Annotated in this window: 15 protein-coding genes; 10 read left to right on the top strand and 5 right to left on the bottom strand. The window is 47.6% G+C overall.

Annotation, left to right across the window (positions count from 1 at the left end; genetic code table 11):
- Positions 1-137: 137 nt before the first annotated feature.
- The 7 genes from T497_RS15450 (at position 138) to T497_RS0101115 (ending at position 14457) form a co-directional block, all read left to right on the top strand.
- Entirely contained in the window at positions 138-3599 is a 3462-nt protein-coding gene (locus T497_RS15450) for a YfhO family protein (RefSeq protein WP_037324240.1), read from the top strand.
- A gap of 417 nt (positions 3600-4016) precedes the next feature.
- Positions 4017-6341 (top strand): cellulase family glycosylhydrolase, encoded by a 2325-nt coding sequence (locus tag T497_RS0101140; protein ID WP_028514028.1) that lies wholly within the window; start codon positions 4017-4019, stop codon positions 6339-6341.
- A gap of 332 nt (positions 6342-6673) precedes the next feature.
- Positions 6674-7387, top strand: a complete 714-nt coding sequence (locus T497_RS0101135; RefSeq protein ID WP_028514027.1) for a CpsB/CapC family capsule biosynthesis tyrosine phosphatase — start codon at positions 6674-6676, stop codon at positions 7385-7387.
- Between the two features lie 40 nt (positions 7388-7427).
- The gene (locus T497_RS15445) at positions 7428-9401 is read left to right on the top strand and encodes a polysaccharide biosynthesis protein (protein ID WP_242839951.1); all 1974 of its coding nucleotides are present in this window, start codon (positions 7428-7430) and stop codon (positions 9399-9401) included.
- Positions 9402-9638: 237 nt separating this feature from the next.
- Positions 9639-10661, top strand: coding sequence for a flagellin lysine-N-methylase (gene fliB, locus T497_RS0101125; protein ID WP_028514026.1), 1023 nt, complete (start codon positions 9639-9641; stop codon positions 10659-10661).
- A gap of 99 nt (positions 10662-10760) precedes the next feature.
- Positions 10761-13013 carry a leucine-rich repeat domain-containing protein gene (locus T497_RS0101120; RefSeq protein ID WP_028514025.1) on the top strand — a complete coding sequence of 751 codons (2253 nt, stop codon included), beginning with the start codon at positions 10761-10763 and terminating at the stop codon, positions 13011-13013.
- Entirely contained in the window at positions 13000-14457 is a 1458-nt protein-coding gene (locus T497_RS0101115; protein ID WP_242839954.1) for a leucine-rich repeat domain-containing protein, read from the top strand. Before T497_RS0101120 ends, T497_RS0101115 begins: the two co-directional genes overlap by 14 nt.
- Positions 14458-14572: 115 nt before the next feature.
- Here T497_RS0101115 and T497_RS19005 read toward each other — a convergent pair whose 3' ends face one another.
- From T497_RS19005 to T497_RS0101090, 5 genes are all read right to left on the bottom strand, one after another.
- A complete protein-coding gene (locus T497_RS19005; protein WP_028514023.1) occupies positions 14573-14977 on the bottom strand; it encodes an EF-Tu/IF-2/RF-3 family GTPase in 405 nt (134 codons plus the stop codon).
- Between the two features lie 31 nt (positions 14978-15008).
- On the bottom strand, positions 15009-15449 hold the full coding sequence (gene rnhA, locus T497_RS0101105) for a ribonuclease HI (RefSeq protein ID WP_028514022.1): 441 nt from the start codon (positions 15447-15449) through the stop codon (positions 15009-15011).
- Between the two features lie 229 nt (positions 15450-15678).
- Complete coding sequence (proS, locus tag T497_RS0101100; RefSeq protein ID WP_028514021.1) at positions 15679-17124, bottom strand: proline--tRNA ligase; 1446 nt, start codon at positions 17122-17124, stop codon at positions 15679-15681.
- Between the two features lie 98 nt (positions 17125-17222).
- Positions 17223-17912 (bottom strand): hypothetical protein, encoded by a 690-nt coding sequence (locus T497_RS0101095; protein WP_028514020.1) that lies wholly within the window; start codon positions 17910-17912, stop codon positions 17223-17225.
- A gap of 222 nt (positions 17913-18134) precedes the next feature.
- Positions 18135-20288 carry an endo-1,4-beta-xylanase gene (locus T497_RS0101090; RefSeq protein ID WP_028514019.1) on the bottom strand — a complete coding sequence of 718 codons (2154 nt, stop codon included), beginning with the start codon at positions 20286-20288 and terminating at the stop codon, positions 18135-18137.
- 878 nt (positions 20289-21166) lie between these two features.
- On the opposite strand from T497_RS0101090, the gene rplM reads away from it, so the two are divergent.
- From rplM to T497_RS0101075, 3 genes are all read left to right on the top strand, one after another.
- Complete coding sequence (gene rplM, locus T497_RS0101085) at positions 21167-21595, top strand: 50S ribosomal protein L13 (RefSeq protein WP_024861350.1); 429 nt, start codon at positions 21167-21169, stop codon at positions 21593-21595.
- A 16-nt stretch (positions 21596-21611) separates the two neighbouring features.
- A complete protein-coding gene (gene rpsI, locus T497_RS0101080; protein ID WP_028514018.1) occupies positions 21612-22013 on the top strand; it encodes a 30S ribosomal protein S9 in 402 nt (133 codons plus the stop codon).
- Between the two features lie 391 nt (positions 22014-22404).
- Entirely contained in the window at positions 22405-25323 is a 2919-nt protein-coding gene (locus T497_RS0101075) for a leucine-rich repeat protein (RefSeq protein WP_028514017.1), read from the top strand.
- Positions 25324-25425: the final 102 nt, after the last annotated feature.

Raw genomic sequence — 25425 nt, 5'->3', positions numbered from 1 at the left:
TCACCTTTTTCCGAAAATTTTTTCAAAAATATTTTTATGTTTATTATTGCAAAGGTTTTGATTTTGTAGTATAATTAAAAATAGTATTATAATCGGGTATTATGGCTTCTGCCGCCCGAAATAAAGGAGGAACAAAATTGGCTAAGTCAAAAGCTACGGGCACAAAATCCGGAAAAAGCAATGCCCGCACAAAGATCGGCAGCACCAAGCCAGCCGTTACTGCCGCAGACATCATAGCCGAGAAGCGCGGACACAAGTTCAGACCTGTATTCTATATTCTGTCCTTTATCGTCCCCTTCATGCTGACATTCGTGTCGTACATATGCTTTGATGTCTACCCGTTCGGCGAGCGCTCAGTGCTCACCCTTGACCTCAACGGTCAGTACATTTACTACTTCGAGGCTCTCAGAGACGCATTCTGGGGCGACGGAAGCGCCTTTTACAGCTGGAGCAGAAACCTGTCAGGCGGCTTCATGGGTATCATAGGATACTACCTCGCAAGTCCCTTCACGCTGATCGTAATGCTGCTGCCGAGGAAGATGATCCTCGAAAGCGTAATGATCATGCAGATGACAAAGGTAGGCGCAGCAGGTCTCACCTTCTGTGTATACGCACAGAAATCCAAGAACCTGAAGCCTCTCCAGTCTGTCATGTTCTCGACGATGTACGCAATGATGGCATATGTCGTTATCCAGCTCATCGATCCTATGTGGATAGACGGTCCTGTATTCCTGCCGCTGATAATCCTCGGTGTTGAATACTTAGTCGATGACGGACGCAAGATAAACTTCATTATCCCGACGGCGATAATGTTCATCGCAAACTTCTATATCGGCTTTATGATAGCCATTTTCATCGCTTTGTACTTCCTTTACTATGTATTCTTTGGAACACAGCGGAAATTCAAGGGCATAAGCGATTACTTCACAGTATTCGTGAGAATGGGTATCGCGGCTGCGGTAACGGTAATGTGCAGCGCTATCATGATACTCCCCGTTTACAACGCACTGGCTCTCGGTAAGTTCGACTTCTCAGTGCCCGACTACAGCTACAAGGCAATGTTCAACCCTGTTGAGCTTGTACCCTGTCTGCTGCCAAACCAGTACTACTCGGTAAACGTTGACGAGGGAACCCGCTTCTACGGACGCCCCGAGATATACTGCGGCGTGCTCACATTCGTTCTTATACCGCTGTTCTTCGCAAACAAGAAGATAAAGCGCAACAACAAGATAGGCTACGGCTTCCTGACATTCGTAATGCTGTTCAGTATGTACGTAAAGCCTGTAAACATGATGTGGCACGGCGGTCAGGATCCTAACTGGCTCCCATACAGATACTCTTTCCTGCTCTCATTCATTCTTGTGTCCATGGCTGCGGAGGTATTCTCACATCTGGACGGCTACAAGATGTCGCTGCCGAGCGCTCTTGTATCAGGCGGTATCATAAGCGGTCTCACCGCTATATTCTGCGGCATGATGAAGAGCTTCAACTACAACGAGGAAAAGTACAAGTACGTTGCTATCACACCTTACAAGGCATATCTTGATTCCTCCGACGCCAAGGAGCAGCTCTGGCTGGGTACTATTGCATTCGGTCTTATCCTTGCAGCTATCTACATCGTTGGCGTATATATGTACAGCCACTCAAGGACAAAGAAGGGCAGAAACGCTATCACAGTGGCTATGTCTCTCCTTATCTTCTTTGAAACAGGCTATAACTGCTTCGACTCCTTCAGAAAGATATACAAGGAGGTCGGCAACTCAGGCAAGTACACCTATACCGACATAATGAGCGCTCCCGACGTTGTCAAGAAGCTTGAAGAGTACGACGGCGGCTTCTACCGCGCAGAAAAGACCTTCAACCGTATGGTAAACGACGACCTCGCTTACGGTCTCAAAGGTATCTCACACTCCAGCTCGGTAATGAACTCACGCGCTATCACATTCATCGAGACTATGGGCTACTTCACACAGAGCTTCGAGTCAAAGTATGAGGGCTGCAATCCCGTTGCTGACTCTATCCTCGGTATCAAGTACGTTCTCGATGATCCCGACAGAAGATTTTCCAGCTCGGAAATGCTTGATTCATCATACATCAAGCGTTTTTCAACAACATATAAGAAGGACAAGGACGTTACTGCCAACATAGACGTTTACGAGAACCCCAACGCTCTCGGAATAGGCTATATGGCTGACGACGATATCCTTATCCTTTCGGGACTGGGCAACGACAACCCGTTCAACAGTCTCAACAACTTCCTCAGCTCTATGACAGGCAGCACAACAGACTATACCACTGTACCGATAGAGCCTAAGCAGTACTATGTTCCTTTTGACTGCGATATACACTACGACGATTCAAAGGTATATCTCCACGATTACAACAACAACGGCACTCTCCACGACTGCTACGAAGCATATGCAGGCGTTGACGACGCTGTAATAAACGTTGACGTAACTGTTCCTCACGACGGCGACATCTATATGCACCTCGGCTCTGAAATGAGAAGAGCTGCAAACGTATGGGTAGCTGTAAAGGGCGAGGACGGCGTTTACAGAGGCAAGAAGTCAGGCACAGAAGCTTATGACGGCTACGGCACATACTTCAACACAAACTCCTCACCTGTCGTAAGAATGGGACCATTCAATGAAGGCGACGAGGTCGAGATAAGACTTACAATTCCTCCGTCAGGTCCTAACGGACAGTACGACGGCAGCGATGAGTACATAATGATAAGAAAGGAAGCCGGCTTCAACTTCTACTATCTTGATGAAAAGGCTTTCGCAGAGGACATCGCAAAGCTCAAGGCTAACCCGTGGAACCTCGATATGAGCAAGACCAATGACCGCTATCTCGTAGGCGACATTGACGCTCAGGACGGTCAGATACTCATGACCACTATCCCTTACGAGCCCGGCTGGGAAGTAAAGATAGACGGCAAGACCGTTGACAGCCTCATCTCCGAAGAGCCTGTCGAGGGTTCAAAGCAGAAGATACTCCGCAACAAGGCAGGCTCAGAGGGCGAAGTAATAGTTCTCGGCACTCTCATCGGTATCCGCGTTCCCGCAGGACATCACACAGTATCCATGAAGTATACTCCTCCGGGCTTCAACACAGGAATAATAACCCTTATTCTTGGCGCTGCCTGCCTCATATTCTTCTATATGTACGACAAGAAGCACAATAAGGTGCTCAAGGAAAGACAGAAAGCAAAGAAGATACTCAAGGGCGAAAAGATAGAGGACGAGCCCGAGGAAGAACCCGAGGAGACCAAGAGCTCCAAGAACGACAAGGAGAAAAAGGAATCCAAGGAGAACAAAAAGCCTAAAAAGCCCAAGGACACCGAAAAGTCTGAGGATACAGGCAGGAAAAAGGTGGAAATAATCAAATCCAAGGGCGCAGTAGCTCCAATACCTGTTGAAGAACCCGAGGAAGAGCCCGAAGAGGAGGTAAACGACGCCGAAAGATTCATCGCAAACGCTGATGAAGAGTTCAAAAAGGCAGCGGATACCGCCGAAAAGACGGCTGAGGATTCAGCAGAAAGAGCTGAAAAAGCCGCTGAGGAGCTTATGTCCGACGACGACGAAGACGAGGAATAAGCACAGGAAACAGCTGACCTAAAATCAAAGCAAAAACAAGTTTGAGCCCCTGCAAATGCAGGGGCTTTTCCTTATGGTAATTTACGCTAAAAAATAGTAATTTAGATACCCACTTATTAACAAATTATTTCCATGTAAATTCTATTGTCTTAATATGAAATAGTATAAACAATACCTGAAAATTAATCTGACGAAATAATATAATAGAAACAAATACCGCGATTTATCGCTTGTTCTACTGGCATTTGTAATAAAAACTTCACCATAATTTCTATGCAAATATTGTTGCATTTTGCACAAACAGGCTTGACTTTATTCTACATTTATGCTAAAATTTAGTTGTAAGGAAGTTAAGGTTTACTGCACTGGACCTTAACAAAAAAACTACTGATACTTTTTCAGGGAGGAACGATACTTATGTTCAATAATTCAAAGAACGTGAAGAGATTCGTAAGCATTTCTGCTGCAGCAGTATGCCTCCTTTCTTCACTTCGCATCGCACCGATCAGTTTTGTTGCTGACGCTGCGGACAAGACAATGACAGCATTTGAGATCACAGAAAACATGAAGGTGGGCTGGAATCTGGGTAATACCCTCGACGCTTATGCTCAGGAGCCCGATCCTAACGATCCCAAAACTTATATCCCCGTTAAGAGCGCCGGTCTTGAGACAGAGACCTGCTGGGGCTGCCCTGAGGCTAACGAGACACTCTTCAAGGCTATCAAGGCAAAGGGCTTCAATACAGTCCGTATCCCTACAACATGGTTCCAGCACCTTGACGCGAACGACAACATCGATCCCCAGTGGATGGCTCGTGTTCATCAGGTAGTTGACTACGCTTACAAGAACGGTATGTACGTTATCCTTAACGTTCACCATGAGGAGGGCTGGATCAACAGATCCGATCTTGCTACAGCTTATGATGAGATCAACCCAAGACTCATGAAGATCTGGACTCAGATCGCTACAGAATTCAAGGATTACGATCAGCACCTCATATTTGAGTGCATGAACGAGCCTCGTGCTAAGGGCACATCTTGGGAATGGTGGTCTGCAACTCCTGTTAAGGAAGCTGACGTTATCAACAAGCTGGAAGCTAACTTCGTTAAGCTCATCAGAGACATGGACAGTCCTTACGCTAAGACTCGTCTCCTTATGCTCCCTGGCTACGTTGCAAGCTCAGACAAGACTTTCCTCAACCAGATAGAGCTTCCTGACGACGACTTCGTTGCAGTTTCTATCCACGCTTATACACCTTATAACTTCACAATGAATACAAACGAGAAGGAAGGCGCTTACCACGACACCTTCACTAAGGAGTTCAGCAACGACCTTGCTTACAACCTCCAGAACTTCCGTGATATGTTCGTTAACAAGGGCGTTCCTGTAGTTATCGGAGAAATGGGTACTTCTGACTTTGGAAATACACAGGCTCGTGTTGAGTGGACAACACAGTACTTTGAGACTACAAAGAAATATGGTATCCCCTGCGTTCTCTGGGACAACGGACAGAAAAAGGACGCCAGCGATCCTACTCAGAACCCAGGCGAGGTACACGGCTATATTGACCGTAAAACAGGCGAATGGTTTGAAAACAACCTCCCTATCATCAACAAGATGATGGAGATCATGAACGATAAGTCTATCGTTTGGGGCAGCGAAGGCAAGATGCCTACTTACGACCACCAGAATCTCTCAACAGGTAAGGTATTCCTCGAGAATGCTGAGATCGATGTTGCAAGGGAAAAGGAATACGGCAACTCAACTCCCGGCAAGGAGATCTCATGGAACGACCTCAAGGGCAAGGAAGTTGCTATCAAGTACACAGGCGATCAGCCTGTCCTTGCAGTTTCCGATAAGGACTACAAGGGCTGGTCTGAAATGGCTGCTTACACAGTTGACGAAGCTAACGGTATCGCTTACTATCTCGTAGATCAGCAGGTTCCAAAGGCTTACTCAGGTGACCTTTCAACTATCAACCATATGCAGGCAAGAACACCAGGCAAGACAAACATCGAAAAGATCGTTATCCTCGATGCTCCTGATGTTAAGATCGACGTTCCTGTTGACAAGACAAAGAAGACCAACATCGACTTTGCTAACGCACAGGCTGGCGACAACCTCATCATCAAGATCAAGGGTGAGCCTAACACTGATACTAACGGCTGCATCGGCTTCAACGGCAACGGCTGGGAGCAGATCGAGTGGGAAGGCAAGACAGACGCTAACGGTAATCTCTCAGTTGAGATCCCTGTAAGCAAGTTCCCAAGCGGTATCCAGTCAGCTGAGGCTCAGATCTGGTATCAGGCAGAGCTCGTTGACTTCGACGGCTACAACTTCGGCAAGGCAGAGGTTACAACTACTACAACAACTTCTGCAACAACCACAACTACTACAAGCGCAACAACAACTACATCATCTACAACTACAACAACTGTAACTGAGTCAACTTCAAGCGCTACTGACACAACAACTACAACAACTGCAACTACAGCTCCTGACAAGAAGAGCAACGGCAACGGCGACGCTAACCAGGACGGTCAGGTTGATATGGCTGACGTAGTTCTTATCATGCAGTCACTTGCTAACCCAAATAAGTACAAGCTTGAGGGCAAGGCTGCTGAAGCTGCTGACGTTTACGAAAACAATGGCGTTACAGCTCAGGACGCTCTGGCTATCCAGTGCTTCCTCCTTAACAAGATAAACGCACTTCCTGTTCCAGCAGGCGTTGTTGTTAAGTAATTGATACACAAAAACCAGGTTTCTCATATACCTCTTAATACAGCTGTCTTATGACAGCTGTATTTTTTATTACATTTTTTGGTAATATAATTACTGAGTTTACATATTATTTAATATTAACTTTTGTTACCTATTGACAAAGCGCTGTTTCCTGTTATATAATTATATCGACGCCGTTTTTTCAGATTATTTTAAGAAAATAACATAAACGGCTTTCACGAAAAAGATATAACAGCAGCAGAGAAAAATATATGCAGTGCTGCCCCGATAGATGTTTTGTTTTTGAATACGGGGAAATGTAGTTCAAAAAAGAAAAAGGAAGACAACTGAATATGCTTACAGATTACCATTGCCATATTCTGCCCGGATTTGACGACGGTGCTGTGGACGCAGAGACCTCTCTGGAAATGATAAATATCATGAAGGAGCAGGGCGTTGAGCGTATCATCGCTACGCCCCATTTCTATGCCCACGAGGAACGGTCACTGACAGAATATCTGCTGAGACGCGAGGACGCCTATGAGAGCATGGCGGAGCTTGCGGAAATGCAGAATATAGTATTGCCGAATATCGCACTCGGAGCTGAGGTCGCTATCGAGCACGGTATATCGAAGATACACGGGATAGACAAGCTTGCAATCGAAGATTCCGAGATGATATTGCTGGAGCTGCCTTTCCGTGACTATGAGGAATGGATGTCCGAGGAGATAAACGCCATACGGTCAGAATACGGGCTGACTGTCGTCCTCGCTCATATCCACCGCTGCATGGCGTATTACACGCCTGAGAATTTTGACAGGATCTTGCATACAGACGCTGTTTTTCAGTTCAACAACGAGGTGTTTCTCCTTGAAAGAGAAGCTGAACTGATAAATCGGCTAAGGGACGAAAAACGCAGTATCATCTTTGGCAGCGACGCCCATAATACAGATACGCGCCGCCCTAACTGGGATTTACTTTTGGAGAGATGTGATCCCGAAGTCATAAAGACTTCAAACGAAGTGCTGCCATTCGTGGCAGAAGAAGTTGTAATTGGAGAGGGATAAAAAACATACTCGGCTATAAGCCGATATGGGGGGAAGAAAATTGAAAAAAACACTTGAGAAATTCAGCATACGCAGGATAATTCTCGCTCTTGCTGACGTATTCATCGTAATTTCAGCCGCACTGATAGCCAATTTCGCGCTTTCATTCTTTAATGCAGACGTCGGGCGCTCCGATATGCTCATGAGCTTCGCTGTGTGCTCACTGACCTGCTGCGGTACATTGTTCATATTCGGCGCTTACAGCAAGCTGTGGAGATTCTTCCACAAGCGTGACTATCTGTCCTGTATCAACGGAGTCGTTTTCGGCTTCCTTGCAGCAGGCATAATAGTCTACATCATACGCAAGGACGTTCCTGCCCTGTTCCTGACAGTTCAGGCTGCGATAGCGCTGGTAGGCGTGTGTATGTTCAGACTGCTGTTCAAGGAGACCTTCGTAACGTTCTCAAAGTCAAAGACCGACGGCAGCCGCAAGCGTACCATGATAGTCGGCGCAGGTCAGACCTGCCGTATGATACTCACAGAGATAGAGAATGCCAAGAAGTCGCCCTATGAGGACGACAAGGTATCGGCGGTATACGATCCCGTATGTATAATCGACGATGACAGAAACAAGATAGGCAGCGAAATAAACGGCGTTACCGTTGTGGGCACTACCCACGAGATACATAAATTCGTTGACCAGCAGCACATCGAACAGATAATCTTCGCTATCCCGTCCTGTCTCGAGGACGAGCGCAAGCGTATCCTCGATATCTGCTCCGGAACAGGCGCAAAGGTAAAGGTTGTTCCCTTTATCGGAAGCCTTATCTTTGACGGCGGCAATACTCCTATCCTCACTCAGATGCGCGACATCAAGGTCGAGGACCTCCTCGGACGAGCTCCTATCAAGTTCGACAACGAGGATATCAGGAACTTCATCAGCGGCAAGACCTGCATGGTAACAGGCGGCGGCGGAAGTATCGGCTCTGAGCTGGTGCGCCAGATAGCCAAGTACAACCCCAATCATGTTATTATCGTGGACATCTACGAGAACAACGCTTACGACGTTCAGCAGGAGCTCATAATGGAGTACGGCGAAAAGCTCAATCTTACAGTACTTATCGCTTCTGTAAGAGACTACTACCGCATGAACTGCATTTTTGAACGCTACAAGCCCGATATCGTGTTCCACGCAGCTGCTCACAAGCACGTTCCCCTTATGGAGAACTCGCCTATGGAGGCTATCAAGAACAATGTCATCGGTACATTCAATACCGCAACTCTTGCGCAGTTCCACAAGGTAAAGAAGTTCGTTATGATATCAACGGACAAGGCTGTAAATCCTACCAACGTAATGGGCGCTTCAAAGCGCTGCTGCGAGATGATAATCCAGTATCTGTCACAGCAGCATGACGGCTGCACAGAGTTCGTAACTACAAGATTCGGCAACGTACTTGGCTCAAACGGCTCTGTAATACCGCTTTTCAGACGTCAGATAGAGTCGGGCAGACCTGTTACCGTAACACACCCCGACGTTATCAGATACTTCATGACCATTCCTGAAGCTGTAAGTCTCGTTATGGAGGCTGCTGCCATAGCTCACGGCGGCGAGATATTCGTCCTCGATATGGGACAGCCTGTTCACATCGTAAGACTTGCCGAGAACCTTATCCGTATGTACGGCAAGAAGCCATACGACGAGGTAGAGATAAAGTTCACGGGACTCCGCCCGGGCGAGAAGCTCCGCGAAGAGCTCCTTATGGACGAGGAGGGACTGCAAAAGACCTCCAACGAGCTTATCTTTATCGGTAAGCAGATAGAGCTTGACAGCGAAAAGTTCATCAAGCAGCTGAGAAAGCTCCGCAACGCCGCAAACGAGAATCTCAACGACGTGGCTGTTGAGGCTCTCCACGAGATAGTTCCCACATTCACAACACCTGAGGAATTTAACCGTGCAGCGCTCATTACCGAAAAGAAAAACCCGAAGATACACAAAGAGGACTATGATAACGTCCCCTATCCTAAGAAAAAATGATATTAAAAAGGGACTGGCTACAGTCCCTTTTAGCTTATCGAAATAACCATTCCATATAAACCCAAAACGGGCTGATGTAGGCATCAGCCCCAAAGCACGTTTGCAAAAACATCTGTAGGGGGCGATGCCTTACAGGCACCCGTACCCTCTGTCCTGCGGACATCTCCCTGCACAGCAGGGAGTCACCCACATCGCCCCGCTTTTGTTTTTACATTTTTATTTTTCAAGGTGAATGATATGATTTACAGAACGCCTGTATACTGCCGCCATTTCCGCTGTATCGCAGGAGAATGCCGCGACAGCTGCTGCAAGGGCTGGGAAATAGACATCGACAGCGACACCTATGACTACTACATGACCGTAGGCGGAGACTTCGGCGAAAGGCTCCGCAAAAACATACAGGACGGCTCCTTCCTGCTCACCGAGGACGAGCGCTGCCCCTTTCTCAACCGACAAGGACTATGCGATATCTACACCGAGCTGGGAGAGGACAGGCTCTGTCAGATATGCTCCGACCACCCGCGATACTTCGAGTGGTTCGGCGTTTTCAAGGAGGGCGGCGTAGGGCTTTGCTGTGAAGCCGCCGCAAGGCTCATTCTTTCAAGCGACTTTTCGCTCTGCGAGGAGGATATCCCCTATGAATCGGCTTCGGGAGAATATGATGAGGAGTTTCTCAGACTGCTCCTTGAAGTGCGCGGAGAGATGTTCAACGTGCTGAACGACGGGACTATCCCTCTCGGTGAAGCCCTCTGCCGAATTCTGGACATAGCGGAGAACGCTCAGCAGTACATAGACATACCCACGGAAGAAGTCCCGAAAACAGGCGGCGAGGACGCTCTCAGCGACATATTCGCCTGTCTTGAAGAACTTGAACCCATTGACGACCACTGGCTGCCCTATATTCGCAGCTGTAAGGGCAAGCTGAAAAACGCTCCTGCGGCGGACAGCGCTCACCTGCCCTATCTGCGCAGGATAGCCCTGTATCTTATATTCCGCTACCTGCTGAAAAGCGTTTACGACGGCGAGGTGCTGAGCTACGCCAAATTCGCGGCGTTCAGCGTTATCGTCATCAGTACCCTTTACCGCTGCAAGGCTGCCGAGGGCATATGCGGCTTTGAGGAATGTGCCGATATCGCCAAGGATTATTCCAAGGAAGTGGAGTATTCCGACGAAAACATGGCGCAGCTCCTTGAAATTCTGGGCAGTGAGCCCTTTTTAAGCTGCGATGCGCTGAAAGAGCTTCTAAGAGAGCTATTCTGAAAACTGCGTGAAATTCATTGCAATATTACACATTTTATGATACAATATATAGGAATTATAGGCTCCTGACGAGCAAATCATAATGAGAGGGTAATATTTATGTTTGACCGCAAAAAAACGGCTGCTTTCATCGCAGGAATGCTTATCTGCGCATATGCGGCTGTTCCTGCTATAAACGCATTCGCCGATGAGGATTTCCTTGTAGAGGGCGCTACAGAAGCTGTTACAAGCACAGACGCCTATACAAAGAGCGGCGATTTCATGTATTCGCTTACTCACGACGGCAAGGTATGCATCGAGGACTGCACAAGCACTGCCGAAAACCTTGTTATCCCCGATACTCTCGACGGTATCGCAGTTACAGAGCTGGGCAGATCCGCTCTCGGCAGCGACCATGAGAACAACACCTTCAAGACCGTGACTATCCCTGCCTCTGTGACATATATCTCAGCTGACAATCCCTTTGTATTCTGCACAAATCTCACCGAGATAAAGGTCGCTGAGGGCAGCGCTGATTTCTGCGCTGAGGACGGCATATTATACAACAAGGACAAGACTGAAATTATCTGCTATCCATGCTGCAAAAAGGGCGACAGCTTCACTATCCCCGACACCGTAAAGAAGGTATGCGCTTCTGCGTTTTACAATACCATACCTTATGATATAAAAATACCTGCTTCACTGGAAAAGGTAGAGCACTTCGCATTTGCCAACACAAGGCTCAGCTCTGCTGATTTCAGCGGCACTAAGCTTGAATATTTAAGCGATTACGCTTTCACGAACTGCAGTCATCTGAATGAAGTAAAGCTCCCCGATACTGTTGAACATATCGGCGGCGGAACCTTTGCAGGCTGCGGACAGCTCGAAGAGATAACCCTGCCCGAAAAGCTCCAGACCATAGGTCAGTACGCTTTCTTTGACACAGGGCTCACCGAGGTAGTCATACCCGATTCGGTAACATCTATAGGCTACTGCGCATTCGGCTACTATACCAGCGCCAGCGGTCAGGTAGCTTCCAAGAACGAAGCATTTACTATCGTGGGCAGACAGGGCGGAGCTGCGTCTGTATACGCTCATGACAAAGACAGCGATTACGATTACCAGAATAGCTTCTCGTTTATGACTCCCGAAGAGTACGAGGAGAAGCTTGTCGAGGAACAGGCTCTCAACAGCACAAAGTCGGGCGACTATGAGTACGCTGTCATAGACGGCGAGGTGGCACTCATCTTCTGCTATTCACAGGAGGACAAGATAACAGTTCCCGATACCATTGACGGCAAAAAAGTAGACGCTATATATACCAACTGCTTCAATGTAAGCTGTCCTGCCTCGGAGATAATCATTCCCGAGGGCATAAAGGAGCTCAAAAGAAGAGCCTTCTATCAGTGCGGAAATCTCAAAAAGATTACTACCCCTGCAAGCGTCAAGACCATAGGCGACAATGCCTTTGACGAGTGTATGGCTCTTGAAAGCGTTGAATTCCTCGGCGCAGAGACTATCGGAAACCAAATCTTCCGCGAGTGCTCGGCACTGAAGACTGTAAAGGCTGACGGCTGCTTGAAGGAATGGAACGACGAGGAGCCTTTCCTGTACGCTATAGGTCTTGAAGATATAACCATTACCGAGGGCGACGGCAATTTCAGCTCGGAAAACGGAGTCCTCTACAATAAGGACAAGTCGGTGCTTATCGCTTATCCTCCTGCAAAGCCCGAGACAGAGTTCATTGCTCCAAAGGGCTTGAAGGAGATAGCTCAGTCCGCATTTATCCGTGCACTGAATCTGAAAAAGGTGGAGATACCCGAGGCGGACGTTATAAACGCCTATGCATTTGAGGGCTGTGAGAATCTCACCGAGGTAAAGCTGTCGGACAGCCTTACAACTCTCGGCGCCGACGCTTTCTATAACTGCAACGCCCTGAAATCACTGCATCTTCCCGATACTCTCGTAAATATCGGCACCTGCGCATTCGGCTACTATCACGATGACAACGCCGACGTTGAAAACGGCGCTCCCTCTGACGTTCTTGTGGAGGGCTTCAAGCTCTACACCGTCAAGGACTGCGAGGCTTGCAAGTGGGCAAAGGACGCAGGAATAGAGGTCATCACAGGCACTGCGGAGATATTCGGCAAGAATATCTCAAAGGGCTTCCTTTATACCGTGGGAGGCATTATCGCAGCCTTTATCCTTGGTATTATCGGCGCTTTCACAGGAAAGAAGATAAAAAAGAGCAAGGCTGAAAAGGCTAAGGCTGAAAACAGGGAAAAGGCTGCTGAACGCCGCAAAAAGCGTCAGGAGGAAGAAAACGAGGATACCGACAAGGAGGAAGATTCCCTTGAAGATGATGAGGATTAAGAATATTGCCGCAGCTATCACCGCTTTCGGTGCGGCTGTATGCTGTGCAGTGCCAATGGGCGCAGCTGCCGACGATCTGCCCGGCGGCAGCGATGAGCTCTACGACGGCTCGTTCTATTATGAGCTCAATGACGACGACACCTATACTATCACAAAGTGCAGTGCTATAATCGTAGAAAAAGTGCCGTCCATAAGAAACGGCAAGGCTATAACAGCTATCGGTGACGAGGCTTTTGCCTACTGTACGGGGATCACTTCGCTGGAGATACCTGATTCGGTAACATCTATCGGAAAAAATGCATTCTACGGCTGTGAAGCCCTCAAAACCGTAACTCTGCCAAGAAAGCTGTCAAGCCTTGGCGACCACGCATTTTTCGACTGCAAGAAACTTACAAGCATTGATATCCCCTCAACTATAACGGAGATACCCGACTATTCCTTTGCACTCTGCGATGCTCTCGCAGAGATAAAGCTCCCCGACACTATCACCAGGTTTGGCGATTACGCCTTTTATCAGTGCGGCAATGTAAGCTCCTTTAAGCTGCCTGCTTCGCTCCAGACTATCGGCGACAACGCTATGGGAAGCTGGTTCGGTATAAGCGATATCGACGCATCTGCAAACAGCTCATTTGTCTATGAGAACGATATGCTCATGGATAAGGACAAGACCGAGATCTTCCGCGCTTCTACCCTGATAAGCGGCGAGATAAATATCCCCGAGGGAGTTCAGAAGATACACTCGGGCGCTTTCTCGACCTGTGCAAAGCTAAGTGCAATACATTTCCCGAATTCGCTCACCCATATTCAGGACGAGGCTTTCAGCTACTGCTCGGAGATAAAGTCCGTGGATTTCGCAGAGGGACTTGATACCATAGGCTACGGAGCTTTCATGTTCGACCAGAAGATAGAAACGCTGTCACTGCCTACCACTCTGAAAAAAATTGACGACAACGCCTTTGCGTACTGCATGGCGCTGAATAAGCTGATACTCCCCGAGGGCATTGAATCCATAGGCGAGGACGCTTTCCTCGTATGCGACGCTCTGAAACAGGTCAGCATACCAAAGAGTATCAAGACCATAGGCAAGAATGCTTTCGGCTATACTGTTGAGAACTCACAGAGACAGCTCCTTGAGGGCTTCAATCTCAGCGTTTTCTCGGGCTCGGCAGGCGAAAAGTACGCAAAGTCAGAAAAAATAGCCCACACCGTTACCGACGTGAACCTTAAAAAGGTGGCTTTCATTGCCGCTATGGCAGGGCTTGCCATACTTATAATAGTTTTTGCAGTAGTTCTCATGCGCAGAAGCTCAAAAACAGCTTCCGCAGGCGCTAAAAAGGCTCTTAAAGCTAAAAAGGAAGCCGAAGAAGCCAAGAACTACAAAAAGATAATGGACGACGATAACGAAGAAGCTCCCGAAGCGGAAGAAGAGGACGAAGAAGAATAAAATCGCCCTCTATATATACTCACAAAAGGCGTAATATTGAAATTTATGTATTTAAAAAGGCAGCCCGTATGGACTGCCTTTTTCTATTCACTAATCACTAATAAATAATAACTGATTACTTCTTCTTGATGATATCATTGCGCGATATCTGCTTTCTGTCCACGTCCTTGAGAAGAAAGCCTGCATTTGCGCCCTCGGAAACGCTGTCGCAAATCTTGCGGAACTGCTCTATGCTGACTATTGTCGTGGGTATGCCGTCGTTATTGCCGTGAACTATGAGAACCTCGTCGCCTGCGTGAAAAACTCCGCCTGTGACTGTTCCCACGGCAACAGTTCCCCTGCCGCTTATGCTGAAAACATCGCTCACCACGAACTCGGAGTATGTACCCTCGGCAACTCCCGACTGCGGTGTGTAGTATTCCTCGTACTCGCGGAGCTCCTTTTCGTCGTCGGTCATAAAGCCGTTGTCCTTGGGCTCGCGGTTAAAGAGCATATTCTTGATATTGTCTAAAATCCCCATGATATCACTCCCCATTCGGATATTTTTCCCGTTATCTTGCGTGTAAGTCGCGCTGCTCGACTGCAAGGCGGTCACAGCGCTCGTTTTCGGGGTGCCCTGCGTGTCCCTTTACCCAGTTGAAGGTCACATCGTGCTTTTCCAGCAGAGGCAGGAGCTGCTCCCATAAGTCAACGTTCAGGGCTGGCTTCTTGTCGGACTTTATCCAGCCCTTTTTCTTCCAGCCGTACACCCAGCCCTTTGTTACGCTGTCCACAACATATTTGCTGTCGGTGGTGAGTATTACCTTGCAGGGCTCTTTCAGAGCGGAAAGTCCCGTTATAACGCCGAGAAGCTCCATTCTGTTGTTGGTGGTGGCGCTGTCGCCGCCCGAGAGCTCCTTTTCCACGCTGCCGAAGCGGAGCACTACGCCGTAGCCCCCAGGTCCGGGATTGCCGCTGCAGGCACCGTCTGTGAATATCTCAACTGTTTTGATAGTTCTCACCTCGTAATATAGCCGTTAGCTTGTTTTAAAAAGGGGCGGCGTTTCGCCGCCCGCTGAAAATGCAAGGAAAATAATGTAGGGGCTGATGCCCACATCAGCCCGACGGTATAATATATATCCAACGGGGCGATGTAGGCATCGCCCCCTACAGTTGGTTATTTGCAGTAAATATGGCATTAGCGGACTGCCAAAGGCAGCCCCTACAAATCTTAGTTCTTAATTAATATGCCTTGCCCCAGTATACCATGCACTTTGCAGGCTTGCCGCAGCATACGCACTTGTCGCTGAGCTGCTCCTGCTCGAATGGGATACATCTTGAGCCAACGCCTGTCTTTTCCTTGACCTCGTCCTCGCAGGCTTCTTCGCCGCACCACATTGCCTTTACAAAGCCGTCGCCGTGCTCTGTGAGAGCCTTGTTTATCTCGTCGATAGTTGTGCAGGCATATGTTCTGTTTGCACGGTTCTCAGCAGCCTTATTGAACATACCCTCGGGTATCTCCTTTTCGAGAAGAGCCTTTACATATACTGCAAGGTCGCCGAGAGCTACTGTCTTCTTCTCTCCGCTGTAGCGAACAGCCACGATGCACTGATTTTCCTCGATATCACGGGGACCTATCTCTATACGTACAGGTACGCCCTTCATCTCGTACTCTGCGAACTTCCAGCCCGGTGAGTTCTCGCTGTCGTCAAGCTTTACTCTGATACCTGCTGCCTTGAGCTCGTTAAGGAGCTCGCCAGCCTTGTCAAGAACGCCCTCCTTGTGCTGTGCGATAGGCACGATAACTGCCTGTACAGGAGCTACAGCAGGTGGGAGCACAAGACCGCTGTTGTCGCCGTGAGTCATGATAACTGCGCCGATAAGACGTGTTGTAACGCCCCAGCTTGTCTGGTGAGGATTTACTCTCTTGTTTTCCTTGTCTGTATATTCAATGCCGAAAGCCTTTGCAAAGCCGTCGCCGAAATAGTGTGAAGTACCAGCCTGTAAAGCCTTGCCGTCGTGCATAAGAGCTTCTATAGCGTAGGTAGAAACAGCTCCTGCGAACTTGTCGCTCTCTGTCTTCTTGCCCTTGATAACAGGCATTGCAAGGGACTTCTCGCAGAAATCTGCGTATACGTTGAGCATACGCTCTGTCTCCTCCACAGCCTCCTCAGCTGTTGCGTGGATAGTGTGTCCCTCCTGCCAGAGGAACTCTCTTGAACGGAGGAAAGGACGTGTTGTCTTTTCCCAGCGGACAACGCTTACCCACTGGTTATAGAGCTTTGGCAGGTCTCTGTATGAATGAACGATATTAGCATAGTGCTCGCAGAAAAGAGTCTCTGATGTAGGACGTACACAAAGTCTGTCCTCAAGCTTTTCGCTGCCGCCGTGAGTTACCCATGCAACCTCGGGGGCAAAGCCCTCAACGTGGTCCTTTTCCTTCTGGAGAAGGCTCTCGGGGATAAACATTGGCATACAAACATTCTCATGTCCCAGCTCCTTGAAAGTAGTATCAAGGATATGCTGCATATTTTCCCAGATAGCATAGCCGTAGGGACGAATTACCATACAGCCCTTAACGCTTGTATATTCAATAAGCTCTGCCTTTTTGCAGATGTCGGTATACCACTGTGCGAAATCCTCGTCCATTGAGGTTATCTCGGATACCAGCTTTTTATCTTTTGCCATAAATATGACCTCTTTCTGTTATATTTCAATAGATACATTAATTATATCATCTATTTTTACTGTTGTCAATCAGCGACAGCCCGATTTCGGGAATTTCCTCACACTAACTGAACTATCATCACTAAAAGGAGATATGTGATGTAAAATGCGCCTATTAACATAACGCCTGCAAAGACCTTGCCGAGAACTGTGCTCGGTGCACTGCCGACGCCGTTCTTTTTGAAATGTATAATGACGCACACTAACGCAATTACGTTGTATATGCCTATGATAAGCCAATATATGTTCATTTTTGTGCTGAGCAGGTCTATGTAGTATGAACTGTGCACCGACCTGTAGTCCATGCCAGAAAAATTATTCTGCACCTTTGTGCTTGTGCTTTTTACGTTGCCCTTTATCTTTATGCCTGTGATATTTGAATAATCCTCGCTGCTGAAATTCTTGCCGAATTCCTCGTCAGCACGTACAAGAACGCCATGCTGCATATCCTCGGAAAGAACGAGGTAATAGTTTTCATTTATCAGGGGCAGAACGCTTATCTTGTGAGAATACTCGAAATTGGGGTGATTTGCGCCGTAAGCAGGAACTCCGCTGACGTATTTTCCGGGCTTAGGACCTGCTGTGAGAGCGTCGTCAAGAGACATTTCAGTTTTAAAAAAGCCGGATATGCCCATGAAAAGTCCGAATGCCGCAATAAGTACCAGCATAAGTATGGCAGCCAAAGGCGACATAGTCTTTCTGCCGCTGTCAAATGATGGATTCCCGTCTGAAAAATTTGTGAAGCTCATAATAGTTCTCCTTAGTATAGTATTCGTAAAAACATTCTGATTTACGCGGTGCATAAATACAGCCTAATGATACCACACTTGCCGAAAAATGTCAATATTTTGCGATAATAGCCGTTAGCTTGCAGGGCTGATGCCTGCATCAGCCCGTCCTTTAACTAAAGAAAAGGCTGCACAGACAAGCCGTGCAGCCTTAAATAAACTATATCATGTAATGCTCAAAACTCATTTTGAAGCTCCGCCGGGCTCGTTCAAACCCTTGATGCCTCCGTCAAGAGTTTTGCGCTTGCCGAGGAGATATTCCTGTACTGCAAGTGCGTCGTCTGTTGTAACGCCTGCGCTTGTGCCCTTGATATCAGCGTTTACCCAGCCCTGCTTTGTGATGTGGTGGTCGTCCGAGCCCTCCATGCCGTACTTGTTGGGGTTAGCAAGTGCCTGCATGATGATAACAACGTCGCCCATGTCGATTCCCTCATCGTCGTTAGCGTCGCCGTACTTCTTTACTTTGGGCATATCGCTTGGAGCTGTTGTAGTAGTTGTTGTTACGTTATCGGGTGTTGATACTGTTGTAGTCGTTGTGCTGCCCGATGTAGTTGTTGCGGAAGATGTGGTAGTAGTTGTAGCAGATGTGGTAGTAGTTGTTGTAGTTGTCTTGCCGCCGCTTGCAATAGTAGTTCTTACAGGATCGGCTGCTGTTCTGCCGTCAACGATAGATGTGAAAGCAGGCTTAGCCATGAACTCCTTGTCGAAGATAAGCGGATTCTGTGAAGCTCTCCAGCTCTTTGGATCTGTGATTCCCCAGAAGATAACTGCGGAGATCTTGTCGCTGTACTTCTCATAGAGGTCGAAGAGTCCCTTGTAGTACTTAGCCTGAATGTCGAAGTACTTGTCGCCTGAGTTCTCCTGTACTGTAGCGTCAAGCTCTGTTATCTGAACGTCGAGACCGAGGCTTGTGTACTTCTTGAGAGCGTTCTCGTACATACCAAGTGACGGGAATGCTGCGTCAAGGCTCTGTCTTACGTCAAGGTGAGACTGCATACCGATACCGTCGATGTTGCCTGCCTTCTTGAGTCTCTCAGCCATGTCGCATACAGCGTCCATTTTGCCTGTCATGTACTCGTTGAAGTCGTTGTAGTAGAGCTTGCAGCCCTTAGGAGCATACTGTCTTGCATACTCGAAAGCGTAGTCGATGAATGAGTTGTCGCCGAATACTGCAACCCAGTCGGAAGCACCGTAGTTGTTGGACTGTGAGCAGTGACCTGCCTCACGGGGCTTTCCGTCGTCTGTCCATGCCTCGTTTACAACGTCGCAGGCATAGAAGTCAACATCAGGATAGAGCTCTGTAAGTGTTGTGAAGAAGTTCTTGATGTAGTTTTCCATACGCTTCTTCATCTTATCGGGAGAAACGTAATCCTTCTTCTCGTCGAAATCCTCCTTGAAGAACCACTCAGGAGTCTGGCTGTGCCATACGAGAGTGTGAACTCTTACGGGGATACCGTATTTTCTTGCATAGTTGAGAACAGGCTTAGCCTGTGCAAAGCTTATCTGCGGATTCTCGTCGTCGTTTGTCTCTTCGAGATATTTAAGAGTAGCTGTCTTGTTGAGAACGTAGTCAGGCTTCATCTGGTTGCCGACTGTGATGCTCTCGCCGAAGTGCTTCTGAAGAAGGTCCATAAACGGCTGTGACGACATATCCTCAGGAGAAAGGGCTGTACCTATCTTGAACTTGTCCTTGTATATCTCGCTGAGTGAAGGAAGGTCAGCTTCGATATCAACACGGGGAGCCTCTGTTATCTTTACATCGTCGATGAATATGGACTCCTGTCCGCCCTCGAAGTAAACGTAAACGCCCTCCATACCCTCAGAATAGCTGATAGGAACGTTCTTTATCTCTGCCCAGCTGTTTCCGCCGCCGCTGGTAGCCTGAATGTTCTGCTTGAGGTTTGAGTATGAAGTCTCGCCGTCAACGCTGAACTGGAAGCTAAGAGTTGTATTTGTGTACCACTCTCCTCTTACGGAGCAGGAGAAGTAGTACTGCTTGTCGGGCTCAAGGAAGCCGTCCATACGGAAAGCAGGGCCGTGCCATGTGTCGCCTCTCTCTGTAGCGGAAAGACCGCTGTCGCCGCTCTTTGCAGCGTCCTTTGAGATAGCGATAACGGTAGTATCGTCGCCGCCTCTGTTTGACCAGTGCTCGAGGTCTGCCTCGCTCTCAAAGCCGCACTCGTAAACTACCTTGCCTTCTTTTGCGTCTGCTGTTTTGCTGCCTGCAATCTGCACATTTGCAGGAACTGCCGCATTAGCAGCCGAAGCCGCAGCTGAAAGCGCCATTGCTGCACCCATAACGCCAGCTATCAGCTTCTTCATGTGTTTTCCTCTCATTGTTAATTCCTCCAAAAAATAAATTTTTGTGCTTGTATTATATCACATTTGTGCACATATGTCAATGATTACAGGCGATAATCAGCAATAATTGGCAGGATTTCATATATCACAATAAAAATGGTCAGCCACTGCGTGCCGCCGCTCCCTTGCCACGGCAGCATGACGCTGCACCCTTGCCACGGCAGCGTGACGCTGCACCCTTGCCACGTTGACGCTCGCAAGCTCGCTCACTTCATCTGTTAAACATAATCGTACATCGCTTACGGTAAATATGATGAAAAATAATTAGCCTGTAGGGACACGCATTGCGTGTCCGCGGTTTGCGCTTCAAATGTAAATAGCCAATTGTAGGGCTGGCGTCCCCGACAGCCCATTTGATTTCGTTGCTATTGTGGGACGTCGAGGACGCCGTCCCCTACATATGGTCATTTCAGGTTATTTCATCAAGCACGGGCGCACAGTGTGCGTCCGCGCCCATTTATTCGTTTTTTTAATGCGGGCGGCGGAACGCCGCCCCTACAGCTAACGGCTAAGGGCTCGGGAGCCCGAGGGCGGGCTCCCCTACAACAAAATGCACACAATTCCGTGAAATGTCTCCTCGTTTTTCTACCTCAAAAGCTGAAATGAAACGTGAGAAAGAGAGAGAAAGAGAGCATAAGTGAGAGATTTTAAGAGAAAATAGGGTATATATTAAAAAAATCCGTAAAAAAGCCTTGACATCTCCTGCACTATAGTGTATAATAATTCTTGCACTGCGGAGGAACAGGCGTTTTTTCGGGAAGCAAGAGGCAGGTCCTTATGCTTCTTACAGAGGCTCTGCCTCTTGTTTCTGGATACGCTTTCCGTCCGAAATTTTATTACAGGAGGAAATATTTATGTCAACTACACTGGCAAAACCCGCTGAAGTAAGCCGTACTTGGTATATCCTCGACGCTGAGGGACAGTCCCTCGGTCGTGTTGCTGCTAAGGCTGCTCACATTCTCAGAGGTAAGCACAAGCCCACTTATACTCCCAACGTTGATTGCGGAGACCACGTTATAGTTATCAACTGCGCTAAGGCTGTTCTCACAGGCAGAAAGCTCGAGCAGAAGAAGTACTACTGGCACACAGGCTGGATCGGCGGCCTCAAGTCCATTTCTTACAAGGACATGATGGCTCAGCAGGCTGACAGAGCTATGATGATCGCTGTTAACGGTATGCTCCCTAACAACAGCCTCGGCAGAGCTCAGCTCAAGAGACTCAGAACCTACAAGGACGCTAATCACAAGCAGGAGGCTCAGAAGCCTGTTGCTTACGAGCTTTAATAGGAGGTGCTTTTAAATGTACGAATCAAAGGTTAAATACTATTACGGAACAGGCAGAAGAAAGCACTCCGTAGCAAGAGTCAGAATCTACCCAGGTTCAGGTAATGTTACTATCAACGGCAGAGGCATCGACGATTACTTCGGTCTTGAGACTCTCAAGCTCATCGTTCGTCAGCCACTCGCTGTTACAGACAATGTTGAGAAGTTCGATATCGTTTGCACTGTTGCAGGCGGCGGCGTTACAGGTCAGGCTGGCGCTATCAGACACGGCGTTTCAAGAGCTCTTCTTGAATTCGATCCCGAGCTCCGTCCAACCCTCAAGAAGGCTGGATTCCTCACTCGTGATCCAAGAATGAAGGAGAGAAAGAAGTACGGTCTCAAGGCTGCTCGTCGTGCTCCTCAGTTCTCAAAGAGATAATCAGATTATTGCTTATCAAGTACCTTTGCTTTCGCGGAGGTACTTTTCTTTTATCCGGACTGAGTGTCCTCGCGGCACAGCCGCTGCGGTCTCCGCTAAAAACAGTCCGCTGGACTGTTTTCTTAACGCGGCGACAATTCTCAAAGAGATAATTTTATCCCTATTGGGACTATACGAAAAATCGCCTCGCAGGGCTATCCTGCGAGGTTTTTTGTTTTTTATCAATGCAAATCTCAGCTACGAAGCATCATATGATCTGAACAAAAAATAAGCACACACAAAGCCCTGAGTCTTTATTCTGTTGTTAATATTGACATAAAATTCGTTATATGTTATAATATATGGTGTGATTAAACTGCCATATGTCAAAATGATATAGGAGGTTATTATTATGAAAAAAATCATCTCAACACTCGCTGCTCTTTCTATCATCTGCGGCTCAATAGGCACAGCTGCACCTGCTTTCGCAGAAACTGCCAGCATAAGCACGGAAGAATTCGACCTTGACGGCGGTCATTCAACTGCCGAAGCTGACGGCATAACCTACAATGTTTACACCAAGTTTGCGACAATAGCAAAGGTGGACAAGGAAGATATCGAGGAATTCACCGTTCCCGAAACATACAAGGAGCTGCCTGTTGTTGGTTTTGGGATAGGTCCCTTTGAAAAATGCAAAAAGCTTAAAAAGATAAATATGTCCAAGAATACTGCGGTATTGGATTGGCTGTATATCGCAGAGGAAGGGTTAGAGGAGATAACTGTTCCCGAGGATAACAAGTATTTCACTGCTGTTGACGGAGTCATCTATACCAAGGATATGAAGGAACTCGTTGCCTGCCCAAACGGAAACGGCAAAACAGAGCTCACTATCTCCGATGAAACTGTCAGCATCGACCGCGGAGCCCTTGCCTGCTGCCGTGACCTCAAAAAGGTAACTATGGGCAAGAATGTTGAGAAGATATACCCTTCTGCTTTCTGCGGCTGCAGCGGTCTTACCGAGGTAAACTTCTCGCAGAAGCTCAAGGCTGTTGGATACATGGCTTTTGCAGGCTGCTCATCGCTGGAAAGCGTTGACCTGCCTGACAGCTTAGAGGAAATGTACGAGGACGTATTCAGGGATACTGCCTGCGTCGAGACCGAGGACGGTATAAAGTACGTTGACAACTGGGCTGTAGGCTCGGATAAGGACATTGAAGACGGCGATATCAGAAAAGGCACAGTGGGTACAGTATGCGGACTTTTCACCGCAAGATACAAGCTCAGAAACATTTATGTGCCAAGCTCCGTAAAGCATATCACACAATACCTTGTTTCAGGTCTTGGGGAGTATCTGAACATTGATTGCATAGATTTCTACAACGACGCTATCCCGGAACGCTGTTTCGCTACAAACGGTATCAAGTCGATATGCATATTCGATCCTAACTGCAAGATAATAGATTCCAAGACAGCTCTGCCTCCATACTGGGTTGAGCGCGACGATTCATTAACTCCGAGCAATAATGAAGAAGAGCCCATAGAGTACAAGCTTGGTGCAAGAGTAACAACTGTTCATTCACCGAATGGGGGCTCAAATACGATACAGAAGGCAATAAATACCGAGCTCATTGAGCTTGACGAATCTATAAACATTACCGCAAGCGATGAAGACGTCAGCAAAGACGATGAATACGTTCAGAAAATGGCTGCGCTCGATGAGAAGGATAACTCAGGCTTTGCAATAGCACAGCCTGTTGATGTCAAGGTAAAATCAGCACCTATAAAGATAGGCGCAGCAACCAAATATGACACTATTATCTACGGTATTGAGGGCTCTACAGCAGAGGACTACGCTGTAAAATACAGAAGAATATTCAAGCCGCTGGCGCTCAGAAGCTCTATAGGTAACCCCACCACAATACACGACGACGACGCAGGAGTTACCTACAATAGATACACGGATACCTATGCTACAGCAAAGGTAAACATTAACAACGGCGATAAAATAAAGGAAATAACCATAGCTCCCGAAGCAAACGGCGCTCCCGTAAAGGATATATCAGTACCTCGTGCAAATGCTGATATAATAAATATCCCTGCAACTGCTGAGCGCTATGTTCAGCAGGTGGACTCCGCCGAGGACAAGGTAGCGTACTACAATGTGGACAAGGATAACCCTTATCTCACATCAGTTGACGGTATCATCTACACCAAGGACATGACAAAGCTCATCAAAGTTCCGTCAAGATACGCAGGCAAGAAGATAGTCGTTCCCGACGGCGTAAAGATAATAGACAGCTTTGCATTCTACAGCCTCGACAATGTTGAGAGCATCGAGCTCCCTGACAGCGTTGAAACTATCGGTATCTGTGCTTTTATGAGGTCAAATAATCTTAAAAGCGTTAAGCTTTCCAAGAATCTTGACGTTATCGGCGATTCTGCTTTCATGTATTGTACTAAGCTTACAGATATAACACTTCCCGAAAGCGTAAATCAGATAGGTCTTGACGCTTTTAACGATGTTCCTGCTGTGGAATTTGAGAACAGTCTCGGATACCTTGGCACTTGGCTCGTAGATACCAATAAATCTATGAAGCAATACGTTGAAATCATTTCATACAGCAATGATGAAAGAGTACCGCCGACACGAGAAGTAAAAATATTTGATAAAGAATTAAGCAGCAATGAGATAGTACCAAGAGAAGGTACTACAGGAATTGCGTCAATAGCTGCCGGCGTACCTATAGTTATCCCGAAGAGCGTCACAAAAATGAGCTGGGAAATGATAGGCGGCAATGCTCCGGACTGTACAAGAGCAGAGGTTTATTCCAACATTATCGACTTTGACGCATTCAAGTATGCTGAATACATTAAGGATATCTATATTTATGATCCCGAGTGCAAGATCTGCGCAGGTTCTCAGACTATCCCTGCATTTCACAATGAACTTGAAAGTGAAATGCCTTGGGATAAAGTTGGCTTCACGTCCTCAAGTTGCCTGACCAGAACATTTGGAACATGTGCAGAAGGCAACTGCTATGAAACCGTTATCCACGGCTATGCAGGCTCTACCGCAGAGGCTTACGCCAAGATGTACGGCGTAAAGTTCGAGGAGATAGACACATCGACAGCTTATAAGAACGGTGACCTCAACGGCGACGGAGCTCTCAATGTGGCTGACCTTGTAATGATGTCAAGATTTATCAAGGGCATGACTTCGCTGGACGAAGCACAGACCAAGTCCGCTGACCTTAACGGCGACGGAAATGTTGATATATTCGATATGGTCGAGTTCCGCAAGAAGATATTGGAGTCAATGAGAGATAACTAATGCAAAAGGACGGCAAAGCCGTCCTTTTTAATGCATAATGCGAAATTGTATGGAACTGCGAGGGCACTGTTTTTTCTACTCGCTACTCACTACTTTCTGCTT

The sequence above is a fragment of the Ruminococcus flavefaciens MA2007 genome (assembly GCF_000621845.1).
GTDB classification, from domain to species: Bacteria; Bacillota; Clostridia; order Oscillospirales; family Ruminococcaceae; genus Ruminococcus; species Ruminococcus flavefaciens_E.
Note: the sequence above shows the minus strand (reverse complement) of the source record. Positions and strands in the feature narration are given on the sequence as shown.

Coding starts and splice junctions, on each gene's coding strand:
- T497_RS0101140 (WP_028514028.1), top strand. CDS start 4,017: ATGTTCAATAATTCAAAGAACGTGAAGAGATTCGTAAGCATTTCTGCT.
- T497_RS0101135 (WP_028514027.1), top strand. CDS start 6,674: ATGCTTACAGATTACCATTGCCATATTCTGCCCGGATTTGACGACGGT.
- fliB (WP_028514026.1), top strand. CDS start 9,639: ATGATTTACAGAACGCCTGTATACTGCCGCCATTTCCGCTGTATCGCA.
- T497_RS0101120 (WP_028514025.1), top strand. CDS start 10,761: ATGTTTGACCGCAAAAAAACGGCTGCTTTCATCGCAGGAATGCTTATC.
- T497_RS0101115 (WP_242839954.1), top strand. CDS start 13,000: ATGATGAGGATTAAGAATATTGCCGCAGCTATCACCGCTTTCGGTGCG.
- T497_RS19005 (WP_028514023.1), bottom strand. CDS start 14,977: ATGGGGATTTTAGACAATATCAAGAATATGCTCTTTAACCGCGAGCCC.
- proS (WP_028514021.1), bottom strand. CDS start 17,124: ATGGCAAAAGATAAAAAGCTGGTATCCGAGATAACCTCAATGGACGAG.
- T497_RS0101095 (WP_028514020.1), bottom strand. CDS start 17,912: ATGAGCTTCACAAATTTTTCAGACGGGAATCCATCATTTGACAGCGGC.
- T497_RS0101090 (WP_028514019.1), bottom strand. CDS start 20,288: ATGAGAGGAAAACACATGAAGAAGCTGATAGCTGGCGTTATGGGTGCA.
- rplM (WP_024861350.1), top strand. CDS start 21,167: ATGTCAACTACACTGGCAAAACCCGCTGAAGTAAGCCGTACTTGGTAT.
- rpsI (WP_028514018.1), top strand. CDS start 21,612: ATGTACGAATCAAAGGTTAAATACTATTACGGAACAGGCAGAAGAAAG.
- T497_RS0101075 (WP_028514017.1), top strand. CDS start 22,405: ATGAAAAAAATCATCTCAACACTCGCTGCTCTTTCTATCATCTGCGGC.